This window comes from Bradyrhizobium sp. JR4.3 (assembly GCF_040547695.1).
Lineage (GTDB): Bacteria > Pseudomonadota > Alphaproteobacteria > Rhizobiales > Xanthobacteraceae > Bradyrhizobium > Bradyrhizobium canariense.
The window spans coordinates 64,285-75,782 of the sequence record NZ_JBEPQF010000034.1; the positions used below are offsets into that span (position 1 = coordinate 64,285).

Sequence of the window (11,498 nt, forward strand, 5' to 3'; positions counted from 1 at the left end):
TCGAACACTTGGGAAATTTACGGGTGGGTCCGTGGCTGCGATCGAGGTTCACCGAAAAATAGTCGACCACTTCCGTAGCCTGGGCGCCTAGGCTGAAACCCCGCTGTTCTTCGAAATCGACGGAAGGACCATATGGATGAACTGCTGGCGGCGTACAATGACGTCACCGCTTCCGGATTGGGTCCCCCCAACCGCAATACGCAATGCGATGCGGCGAAGGCGGAGCAGCGTTCGCTGGTGGAGCCATGCGCAAAGTTCCGTTGTGCACGCCGATCGAGCCGGCTTGACCTCTTCCGCATCAGCCGCGCGTTCGCTGAGAGGGCGGCTTAAACTCCACGACCTCGTGCTGGTCGCACGGATTAGCTCGCTCATTTTTCTTGACGATTAGCTCAAGCTCGAGAGCCTCGAAGGCGAGTTCATCCGCCAAGCGCTTAAACAGCTCGCGCTTTTCTATGTCCGTCGCCTGCTGACTCATCAGCATAAGCTCTCTGGCGTCAGCGCGGACCTTTTCCAAACGTCGTCGGAGGTCCTTCATGTGTGCCGGCTTAGCTTTTAAACTTATCCTTGGCCCGAACAAATCAGTTTGCTTGTTCGGATCCACCCGGAGTCAACTGCCGAAACTCGATACTGGTTCTATGCGGACCGCCAAATTCGCCGCTCATCGTGCTGCGATATTTGGCCATGCTCCATGACCCAGCCCCTGTTCAGGATTGCGGGCTGAGGACGGCCGTCTTGGCCGATGAGCCATCCCTGTCCGGCTCTCGCCGGATGATGCATAGAACTAGCATACCTGAAGGGCCATGAATGTTCGAAAGCGCACAGACGCGAGTGTTGCGCCGGACTAGGCTGCGATCGATCTGGACGCTCGCAAAGCGCTCGGGGCCCAACGGCGCCGGGGGGATGCGAAATGTGCCGGCTGCGCTGAAGCGGCTCCGTCCGCGAACGCAGTGTTGCCGGTTGCGTGCCGGGTATGAGGCAGGAGTAACCTCGGCAGATTCTAGATCCAACGATGGTCGTTCCTCGTGCGTACTGCCCTTCTCATTGTGGGAATATGGCTACTGGTGAACGTTCTGTTCGTTGTAGTTGTCCTGCCCTCGCGCAGACCGGCACCTACTCGGCGAGCAGGAACTCCATCTCCGGTGACGATCAACACAACGGCCGGTCGCTCCGACGTAAGCGATGTTCTCAGGCCACGCGCCAGCGTTTTTGGGTAGCGAGATAGGCCCAGGGTAGCAATTCGTCGATCTGGCTGTTCGGGTGATCGTTGACGATGCGGGTGATGACGTCGGCGAGATAGGCGTGGGGTTCGACGCCGACGAGCTTGCAGGTTTCGATCAGTGAGGCGATGACGGCCCAGTGTTCGCCGCCGCCGTCCGAGCCAGCGAACAGGGCGTTCTTGCGGTTGAGCGCGATTGGGCGGATAGCGCGCTCGACGACGTTGGAATCGATCTCGATGCGGCCGTCGGCAATGAAGCGCGTCAGCCCGTCCCAACGCGACAGCGCATATCGGATAGCCTCCGCGAGTTTGGTCTTCTGGCTAATCAGACTGAGCTTGGCGCGCAGCCAGGGTTCGAACTCGTCGGCGATCGGCCGGCTCTTCTCTTGGCGGACGGCGCGACGCTCATCGGCGGTGCGGCCGCGGATCTGGGCTTCGATGACGTAGAGCCCGGCGATACGTTCGAGCGCCTCGCTGGCGATCGGTGCGGGACCGGCCGCGGCGAGTTCGTAGAAGCGCCGGCGCACATGGGACCAGCAGAACGCCAGTTCTACGTCACCGCGCTCGGCCAGGACCCGATAGCCGGCATAGCCGTCGACCTGGAGGATGCCGGCAAAACCCGCGAGGTGGACGATCGGCCGTTCGGCCTTGCGATCGGGAGCGTAGACATAGGCGACGGCGGGCGGGTCCGTGCCGCCCCAGGGCCGGTCGTCGCGGGCATAATGAGATGGACGGTCCCCGCCCTGATAAGCTGCGAAAGGGCACCCCAAGAAGGAGGACAAGCTATGGTGACAATCGGGCTTGATATCTCGAAGAGCTGGTTTCAAATCCACTGGATTACGGCGGATGGAGAAATTATCCGCAAGAAGCTCGCCCGCGGGAAGGTTCTCGATTTCTTTTCACGGCTTCCAAGTTGTCTCGTTGGTCTTGAGGCTTGCGGCAGCGCTCATCATTGGGCTCGTGAACTAATAAAGCTTGGACACAAAGCACGTCTTATGCCGGCTCGCTACGTCCGAGCCTACGTGAAGACAAACAAGCATGATGCTGCTGATGCGGAGGCGTGCTGGGAAGCCGTCCAACGGCCTGGCATGCGCTTTGTCCCTGTAAAAACCGTCGAACAGCAGGGAATTTTAATGCTACATCGCACGCGAGATTTGCTTATTCGACAGCGCACAGGCGCGATAAATGCTCTGCGTGGTCATTTGGGCGAGTTGGGAATCGTGACCGGGAAGGGAAAAGCAAACGCGAGAGAGCTCATGGCACTCGTGGACGTTGACGAGCGCATCCCACAGAGCGCGCGTAGCGCTCTTTCAATCCTTGTCGATCAGATCGAAGACCTTGAGCTTCACATTGAAAGCCATGAGAAAATGATCCTTGCAACTGCCAAAGACAATGAAGTCTGTCGGCGTCTCATGAAGGTGGCGGGCATCGGCCCATTTGCCGCCACCGCCCTGGCGGCGTCTGTCGATCATCCACAACAGTTCGCTTCGGCAAGGCATTTCGCCGCCTGGCTTGGATTAGTACCGAAGCAGCATTCGACCGGGGGAAGGGAGCGTTTGGGCGGTATCAGCAAGCGCGGCGACGGCTACATTCGTAAGTTGCTAATACATGGCGCCCGAGCGGCCGTTCATCGCGTCCGTATCCATCAGGTCACCAATACCTGGATAACAGAGCTGCTCGGCAGGCGTCCCTTCAATGTCGTGACGGTGGCGCTCGCTCACAAAACTGCACGGATCGCTTGGGCGATCATGGCCAATGGTGAAGAATACCGCGCGCAAGTATAAATCGGGCGAGGTTCCGTTTGCGAGGGCAAAGCAGAGTGATGGCAACCGGTCGGACCGGGGTCGGCTAAGCCCGTTGGACCTATCGAGCTTCAGAGCTCGCCAACGTAATTGGGCGCCGATCCGCGGATCTCATCAAGGCTCGTGGCATGCCATAAAGCCGGATAGATAGCTGCAAACGATCGTTAGCCAAAACAAAGCAAATGGCCTTGCAAAGCGGGGACCGTCCATAGATAGGCCCAGAGCTGGCCGGTCTTGGTGCGGCCGCGTCCGGGATCGAGCACCGGGGCGGTGGTCTCGTCGGCAAACAGTTTTGTCGACTGCTTCAGCCTCGCGAGCAGTCGCTCATGCACCGGCCGCAACAGGAAGGCTGCCCGCCCGACCCAATCGGCCAGGGTCGAGCGATCCAGCTCGAGGCCCTGGCGGGCGTAAATTTGAGCCTGCCGATACAGCGGCAGATGGTCGGCATATTTGGCGACGAGTACCTGCGCTACGGTGGCTTCGGTCGGTAGCCCGCCCTCGATCAGCCGCGCTGGCGCCGGTGCCTGCACCATGGTCTCGCAGGCCCGGCAGGCATACTTCGGCCGCCTTACGACCAGGACCCGGAACTGGGCCGGGACGATATCCAATCGTTCGCTCACATCCTCGCCGATCCGGTGCAGCGCCTGCTGACAGCAAGGGCAGGCGTGATCGTCGAGGTCGATCAGCATCTCGACCCGCGGCAGATGCGCCGGCAGCGCTCCTCTGTTCCTGCGGCGCCGTGCGGCTCGGCTCGATCGCTCGGCAGCATTGGCTGCATCGGTTGCGGCATCACTGCTCGCCTCGACCTGCTCGACCTCCTCCAGGCCGAGCAGCAACTGGTCCTCCGGCAGCGTCTCGGCCCGGCGGCCGAAGCGATGACGCTGCAACTCCTTGATGATCTGCTCGAGCCGCGCGGCGCGCGCCCGTTCGGCCAGCAGCATCGCCTTGAGCGTGCCGGGATCGTCCGGAAGCGTGTCGGCCGTCGTCGCCATGATGCGATTACACCATGCGTCGCGGCATCCCGCGAGCGCGACATGCATACTGATTCACTGTGCCGCAGTTCAACTCGCCTGGATCGGCGACGGTGTCTCGCGCGCGGCGTGGACGCGCTTCCAGTCCAGTCCTTCGAGCAAGGCTGACAGCTGCGCCGCGGTCAGGCGAATGACGCCGTCCTGCACGTTGGGCCAGCAGAACGAACCGGTCTCAAGCCGCTTGGCGAACAGGCACACACCCGTGCCGTCCCAATAGATCAGCTTCACCCGGTCGGCGCGCTTGGCGCGGAACACATACACGGCGCCGGAGAACGGATCGGCCTGGATGCTCTCACGCACCAGGGCCGCGAGCCCTTCGACACCCTTGCGGAAGTCGACCGGCCTGGTCGCCACCATCACCCGCACCGCGCCCGTCGGACCGATCACGTGCAGGTCTTCAGCGCATGGATCACGGCCGCAACCGTCGCGGCATCCGCGCCGCGGCCGACCCGGACGGCGACGCCGTTGATCTCGATCTCGATGATGCCGCTGTTCTCCGCCCCCTCGGGCGTCTTCCGAAGTCGTCGGCGCTGCCGCGGTGAGCGCTCCGGCGGCGTGCACGATGGGCTAACGACAGCGGGCACGAACGTCTGCGGCTCGGATCCCACAGGGATCGCAACCGGCTGTCGCATTTGCCGGCGCCACGTAAACAGCTGTTGCGGCGACAATCCGTGCCGCCGCGCGACCTCCGATACCACGGTTCCCGGGGCCAGCGTCTCCTCGACGAACCGCGCCTTGTCGTCGGCCGAGAACTGCCGCCGTCGGCCGCTCTCCGTGATGACCTCGACCCGACGAACCGAGGTCCTGGGCTCAAGCATATGGTCAAGCTTAGACACAAGCCGATCTCCAATCAGAGATCGATCATTCCTCGTTCGACGCCTTCAATGGAAGGTGGGACCGAAACAGCGCTTACGCTCCGACGATCACGACCCACCTCTCCTGCAGCGCGGGATGACGCCGGTTGCAATCAGAGTTCTATTCGTCGTCCTCCTCCGTCCAGTCCTTCGAGCGTGGAATGCGGTTAGGCGGCACTTCAGAGGGCACCACGACTAGACGCGGGCCATCGCGCGCTTGAGATTCTCGTCGATGTCTTCACTGCGCCGCGAGCCCCCCCGAGCGATTCAGCGAGACCATCAGCCAGATTGCAAGTGCGCTCGCTATGGCCATGCCTACAAGCATGGTCATGACCCGCGTTTGAACGATGATGTGAAAAGCTCAGAGCCCAAGGGTAGCAGCCGGCGCCAGCATTCCCATCCCAAAATGCCTCAGTCGGCGCTCAATTGTTCTGCCGCCTTTGGGCTGAAGCCGATCAGGAAATCGTCCAAATCTCGGCCGCCTCGAAGCTGCGGCCGCAGCCATCTAGGCAGCCTGCCGCGACCCGACCACGTCTCCGCTGGGTTCTTCGGATTGCGATATTTGGGACGAACGGGCGGGTATGGACGGCGCTTGCGATTGAACCGCGTGGCCTCGTTGGCTAGTCCAATCCTGTGGAGCCGTTCCTCCAAATGTGCTTTTTGCACCAACATTTTCTGAGTGAGTTTGGCGGCGACCTCTTGGTGAACTATCCAGAGCTCGTCAACGGAGAGCGAATTGAAATGCGCGGTGTTCATGGCTCCATCCCTAATCTTGGGCAGAAGGCCCAGGCAGACAAGTCGGGAATCCGGGAGCAGACAAGCCCTCAGTTAAATATTGATCGTCCAATCCATATTTAATGCGAGAGGTAGCAGGAAGGCGCGACAGTGGTAATATCGTGGCGGAGTATTTAATTCGCTGCGAAGGGGTCGCCACGTCTCGTGACATCCACAAACTCCCCCTCGGCCAGGCGCTTTCGTGTTCGGGGACGAGCGCGAGATGGCGATCGGCCGTGCGGCGGCGGCGCGGATAGCGGGGAGCGAGGCCCGGCACAACTCAGGAGGCCCGATGAATCGATCGCGCTGCCTCGTGTTGCACCCCTGGAGTTCCGGACCAGCATATTAATCAGGTGGCCAAGAGTACAATTAATTCATTGCGCCGCCCGATTTAAGCCGCATGGGAGCCGTTGTCGCCGCTAAGGTTCGAGCGGGGGTGGGGCGCACCCGGGAGTTTTTGATGTCCGGTCATTTGCGATTGTACTTCGCCAGTTTGGTGCTTGTCGGAGGTTTATCGGCGGCGCCTGCGTCTTCCACCCCTCTTGCCGACTTCTTCAATACTGCTACGCCCCAACCCACGGTAACCTCTCCGCCGCAAGCCGAATGCGTGCCGCGTCCCGGTACCTCGACCACTGGTGGACAGCATTGGGTCTACCGAATGGACGGTCGCCGCAAATGCTGGTTCCTGACCGAGGGCATCGCGACGGTGAAGAAGCCCATTCGGGCTCGCGTGGCCAAAGACCGCAGCGCCAGTTTGGACGAGAACGGGACGAGGTGGAGCGCGGTCGTTGATGCGCGCGCGGAGTTGCTACGCGCCGCACCGCCGGAGCAATCTCAGCCGCCTGTACCCGAAATGAAGGTAGCTGATGCCGCTTCCAATCTCGGCACGGGGTCGGCGGCCCCCATTGTCGATCTTCCCAACCAGCTCACCTCCGAACACTCCGTGCCGGGCCAAGTCGACGTTGGGCAGCTTCTCGCCGACGCACCTCAAGATATGCCGCTGGGCGCGCGCACTGCAGAGGCGCACGGCGAAGCGCGCAGCTGGACGGCCTGGTTCGGTGTGCTGCTGATGACGCTTGGTGGCCTCTCGCTCTTGAGCTCGAGCCGCACGCTTCGGCATGCGTGGAGATTACGTTAGCTTAGATGCGAGGTACAGTCGCCGCGCAATCAATGGATTCCACGAGCTGGTATAGCCGAACTGCCACACGTACAAAGATTCCGTGCGCCACACCTAGTTTGGCACTGCCTTAGACGGACATTCGAGTACGATGACGGTCGCCTTTGGGATCGGACTGCATTATGCGGTACAAGGTGTTCGTGGTGGACGGCAGCCGGCAAGTGATCTGCGCTGCAAAGCTCGACTGCATTGATGAGCAGGCGGCGAGACGCCGAGCCGAGCAAATGCATGACGAGCACGACGTTGAGCTTTGGCAAGGCGATCGACTCGTTGCTGTGTTCCGAAGTGCAACGTCGAATGAAGGTCGGAGCTAACGCGCGATCCTGAATAGACGGCCGGTCTCGCCGCCGAGTTAGTTTGAGCATTGTGAGGCACCCCGGCCTGGCTGGTTGCCGACATGTCGCAGCGACGTCGTCACCGAGGCTCGCTACTGCGGTCCCGTCGGTCTCTAAACGGCTCTTGCTCTGCCGCTCGCTTTGGTACGCCGTCTTCTTGTTCTTGCTTCTACATGTCGGAGCTTACTTCGAAGCTTCTCCACCTCTCTAAGCTCCTCCAGAAGCGCCTGGTGCCGTTCGTTCAGAACAGCACTAGAAAAAATCTGACGCGTACTCGACATCACATGCCTCAGAAATGATTTGAAGTAAGAAGTCGACGAAAGCGAAAGAAAGAACACTCGACCGAAGCTCAATGAGCTGAAGCCGCAGCCGCCAGATGCTCCCAGTACTCTGCCTCTGCAAGCAGTTTCCAGCTTCTCTCAGGTTGGAGTGCGGCGGTCTGTCGGCACAGCAGCGCCATTGCACGCAGGCGGCGGGCAGCTTCCATTTCAACCTCCCATGTTTTCCCCAAACATATTTTTCAATTTTGCGATGGAGTCATCATGATTATATGAGATAATCAAATTTCTCATTTAATGGCGGTCAATTTGGGTTCCATTTGTAAGCCGACGGGGAACTGCTTTCGGTTTAAGCTTCACATCGATTTCGAATGCTTGCTCGCGGGGACCTGTTGCGCGGTAAAGCGAACGAGAAAACGTGCGGCGCAGCAACACGAGAAGCGAAGCTCCGTGCGCGAGCATCGCAACGTCAGAAATCCCAACCGAGGGCTCTTCTCGCCGCCGCCCTCCAGGGCACGTGCCCCGGCTACCGAGCCATAACCCGCAGTTGGGTTGCGTCAGCGGTCTGGCGACCCGCTTCGCTCTTGGAGCGCACCACCATGGAGTCCCGCAATGGTCTCACACTCTGGAACGTGCGCCGGGCGACCAGGACGGCTACTGACCCCATGAGAGGATGACCAGCATCGCATTGAAAGCCAAGTTCGCCGCGTCACGCGGGGCGGGCCTGGATCGCGTCGGGTGCGCAAGTTAATAATCACGCGCAACGCATTGCGAGGCTGTTGCTTTCATGCCTCGTCTTCGCAGATAGGGCTGAGTTTTGCTCCAGTTGGCTCCATGCGACTGTCGATCTACGCGTAGCAATGACCATCTCGCGGACCGAGTGCATGTGGGTAAATGCCGTAAAATTCCGGGGTCGCCTCGCAAGGAGTGGCGCAAGAGCCTCCTTCTTCTTGATTTTGATGCATTAATCATTAAATGCGGCGTATAAACTAATAAATGGACTGCCATTTTAATTTAAAATAAGTTTGGTTTAATCGAGAGTGGATGATCGTGACGCTTCTTGGTCACTGTTGTCGCTTCTGAAGTGGCGAATATTGCAAAATCAATGATTGCCAAACGTGGGCGGCCAAGCACCGGCCACGATGGGCAAGGGGGGATACCGCTAGATCTTTCGCGTAACTTGGCAGCAGTTGATGGAGCTGCGGTCGGCGGACCTATCGCCGTTCGAGCGAGCGCTACCAATTTGCGTGAATTGATTTTGCGGCGACGCTCCCTGCTCTGCATTGGCAGGCGAGGTTGCGAATGACGTGCACGCATTTTGTAGCAATGTTCGGCCGGGCTCGCGCAATGTCGAATTCTTCTTCGTCAACTTGCGATCGTTCGATCCAGACAGGTTTACGGTTTGCAAACATGGCGGCTGTCACGGCATCCGCTCACGAGCTCGGAGCGGCTCCAGCCCCAAACTGGCTTGAGCGGCACGTGTTCTCTTTGCACATTTTCGAAGCGCTGAGCAGGACGGCAGGCCTGCTGAGCAGCTCGGCATTTTTCTTCAGCAGCGTAGACAAGGCAACGGCCGATCATCCCCGCGCCATTGTGCAATTTGTGCCGGTTCGTGAATGCGGACGGCGCATCACCCAGAGGATTTAAGCTATGGCGACGCAGACAACGGGCGGCGGGAGCACGGTTTCGTTCGGCAATGCTCCGCAAGCCAACACGGACATTTTCTCGTTTACGGAAGACGTCAGCAACATTCTCATCTTGAACGTGCTGGCAAATGATCTTGGGGGCGCGGCCAAGACGCTGTTCTCCCTGGACGACGGAACGAGCACCTCTGCGTCCACCAAGAACTACGCCCCTGCGGATTTGCTGGTCAAAGATCTGGCGTACAGCAGTGACGCTGCCGGAATGGTCGGTACCGGTGACCGCAGCGCGCTCGGTGCGCGCATCTGGATCGAGTCGGACGGCACCGTTCATTACGATAAGGGCGACATCAACACGCAGCTTCAGGCGCTGGCGGCCGGGCAAACGCTGACGGATACGTTCACCTACGCGATCCAGCTGGGCAACGGCACGCTCAGTTGGGCGACGGTGACGCTCCAGTTCAATGGCGCAAACGACTCCGTCTCTATCACATCGAGTCCGCAGAGCGGCTCGGTGGTAGAAGACGCGAACACCACGCCGGATCCCTCGGATTCGCAGAGCGCGGCCGGCACCATCAGCTTCAACGACGCCGATCTCAGCGACACCCATTCGGCCACGTTCGCGGCGGTCGCTTCCAACACCACTGCGCTCGGCACTTTCTCGCTCGACCCGGTCAGCGAGGCGCCCAATGCCGCCAACGGCTCGGTGCAGTGGCACTATGCGCTTAACAATTCGGCCGCCCAGTATCTAGCCGCAGGTCAGAGCGTCACCGAGAGCTTTGTGGTGACCGTTAACGACGGCCACGGCTCGACGGCTACCCAGACGGTGACGGTGACCATCACCGGCACCAACGACAATGCGGTGATCACGGTTGGCGCTGGCAATAGCGCCAGCGGCGCGGTGACTGAGGACGCCCACCCGACCAGCGAGACCGCGAGCGGTATGCTGTCGTTCAGCGACGTCGACCTTTCCGACACCCACAGCGTCACCAGTGTGACTCCGTCGGCCGGGGCGCTCGGGATGCTGACCGCGTCGGTCACCACCGACGACTCGCACACCACCGGCACCGGCGGGGTGATCACCTGGAACTACTCGGTTGCCGACAGCGCGATCCAATATCTGGCGCAGGGCCAGACCAAGACCGAGACCTTCACGGTCCATCTGTTTGACGGCACCTCGACGGTCGACAAGATCGTCACGGTGACGATCACCGGCACCAACGACAATGCGGTGATCACGGTTGGCGCCAGCGGCGCGGTGACTGAGGACGCCCACCCGACCAGCGAGACCGCGAGCGGTATGCTGTCGTTCAGCGACGTCGACCTTTCCGACACCCACAGCGTCACCAGTGTGACTCCGTCGGCCGGGGCGCTCGGGATGCTGACGGCGTCGGTCACCACCGACGACTCGCACACCACCGGCACCGGCGGGGTGATCACCTGGAACTACTCGGTTGCCGACAGCGCGATCCAATATCTGGCGCAGGGCCAGACCAAGACCGAGACCTTCACGGTCCATCTGTTTGACGGCACCTCGACGGTCGACAAGATCGTCACGGTCACCATCACCGGCACCAATGATGCGCCCGTGATCACCGCCCAGGATCTGACCGGCGCGGTCACCGAGCAGGTCACGCCAGCCGGCAACCTGTCCGACAGCGGCACCATCTCCTTCAGCGACGTCGACCTCACCGACGTGCATCTGGTTTCGGCCACCGGCACCCCGATCGGCTCCGTGCTCGGCTCGCTCACCGCGGTCAAGGACAGCGACACCACCGGCACAGGCACCGGCGGCCAGCTCACCTGGACCTACACCGTGGCGGATTCCGCCGTCGAGTATCTGGCCAAGGACCAGACCAAGGTCGAGAGCTTCACCATCACCCTCGACGACGGCAATGGCGGCCTGATCACCAAGCAGATCGACGTCACCATCACCGGCACCAATGATGCGCCCGTGATCACCGCCCAGGATCTGACCGGCGCGGTCACCGAGCAGGTCACGCCAGCCGGCAACCTGTCCGACAGCGGCACCATCTCCTTCAGCGACGTCGACCTCACCGACGTGCATCTGGTTTCGGCCACCGGCACCCCGATCGGCTCCGTGCTCGGCTCGCTCACCGCGGTCAAGGACAGCGACACCACCGGCACAGGCACCGGCGGCCAGCTCACCTGGACCTACACCGTGGCGGATTCCGCCGTCGAGTATCTGGCCAAGGACCAGACCAAGGTCGAGAGCTTCACCATCACCCTCGACGACGGCAATGGCGGCCTGATCACCAAGCAGATCGACGTCACCATCACCGGCACCAATGACGCGCCGACGGTTACGGCGGCGCTGACCTCGACGGCGGCCGAAGGTGCGCCGTCCTACGCGCTGGACCTGCTGTCCGG

The 11,498-nt window shown here is 61.0% G+C and carries 7 protein-coding genes and 2 pseudogenes; 3 read left to right on the forward strand and 6 right to left on the reverse strand.

Annotation, left to right across the window (positions count from 1 at the left end):
- Positions 1–298: 298 nt before the first annotated feature.
- Both ABIB91_RS34360 and tnpC (ABIB91_RS34365) read right to left on the reverse strand, forming a co-directional pair.
- Entirely contained in the window at positions 299–535 is a 237-nt protein-coding gene (locus tag ABIB91_RS34360; protein WP_007592719.1) for a hypothetical protein, read from the reverse strand.
- 650 nt (positions 536–1,185) lie between these two features.
- A pseudogene (gene tnpC / locus ABIB91_RS34365) lies at positions 1,186–1,938 on the reverse strand (IS66 family transposase); the annotation flags it as partial.
- A gap of 63 nt (positions 1,939–2,001) precedes the next feature.
- On the opposite strand from tnpC (ABIB91_RS34365), the gene ABIB91_RS34370 reads away from it, so the two are divergent.
- Complete coding sequence (locus ABIB91_RS34370; RefSeq protein ID WP_028146080.1) at positions 2,002–3,000, forward strand: IS110 family RNA-guided transposase; 999 nt, start codon at positions 2,002–2,004, stop codon at positions 2,998–3,000.
- A 230-nt stretch (positions 3,001–3,230) separates the two neighbouring features.
- On the opposite strand, the pseudogene tnpC (ABIB91_RS34375) reads toward ABIB91_RS34370, so the two are convergent.
- From tnpC (ABIB91_RS34375) to ABIB91_RS34390, 4 genes and pseudogenes are all read right to left on the reverse strand, one after another.
- Positions 3,231–4,010: pseudogene (gene tnpC / locus ABIB91_RS34375) on the reverse strand (IS66 family transposase); the annotation flags it as partial.
- A 69-nt stretch (positions 4,011–4,079) separates the two neighbouring features.
- A complete protein-coding gene (gene tnpB, locus ABIB91_RS34380; RefSeq protein ID WP_354171131.1) occupies positions 4,080–4,436 on the reverse strand; it encodes an IS66 family insertion sequence element accessory protein TnpB in 357 nt (118 codons plus the stop codon).
- The gene (tnpA, locus tag ABIB91_RS34385; protein WP_354128772.1) at positions 4,433–4,885 is read right to left on the reverse strand and encodes an IS66-like element accessory protein TnpA; all 453 of its coding nucleotides are present in this window, start codon (positions 4,883–4,885) and stop codon (positions 4,433–4,435) included. Before tnpA ends, tnpB begins: the two co-directional genes overlap by 4 nt.
- A gap of 429 nt (positions 4,886–5,314) precedes the next feature.
- Positions 5,315–5,659 (reverse strand): H-NS histone family protein, encoded by a 345-nt coding sequence (locus ABIB91_RS34390; RefSeq protein ID WP_354171133.1) that lies wholly within the window; start codon positions 5,657–5,659, stop codon positions 5,315–5,317.
- Positions 5,660–6,335: 676 nt separating this feature from the next.
- Here ABIB91_RS34390 and ABIB91_RS34395 point away from each other — a divergent pair.
- On the forward strand, positions 6,336–6,815 hold the full coding sequence (locus ABIB91_RS34395) for a hypothetical protein (protein ID WP_245285872.1): 480 nt from the start codon (positions 6,336–6,338) through the stop codon (positions 6,813–6,815).
- Positions 6,816–9,117: 2,302 nt separating this feature from the next.
- Positions 9,118–11,498, forward strand: a 2,381-nt coding sequence (locus ABIB91_RS34400; protein ID WP_354171135.1) for a VCBS domain-containing protein, incomplete at its 3' end; no start/stop codon positions are given.

Bases quoted from the DNA above. Each gene is read 5' to 3' on its own strand.
- ABIB91_RS34395 (WP_245285872.1), top strand. From the start codon at position 6,336: ATGGACGGTCGCCGCAAATGCTGGTTCCTGACCGAGGGCATCGCGACG.
- ABIB91_RS34370 (WP_028146080.1), top strand. From the start codon at position 2,002: ATGGTGACAATCGGGCTTGATATCTCGAAGAGCTGGTTTCAAATCCAC.
- ABIB91_RS34390 (WP_354171133.1), bottom strand. From the start codon at position 5,659: ATGAACACCGCGCATTTCAATTCGCTCTCCGTTGACGAGCTCTGGATA.
- ABIB91_RS34360 (WP_007592719.1), bottom strand. From the start codon at position 535: ATGAAGGACCTCCGACGACGTTTGGAAAAGGTCCGCGCTGACGCCAGA.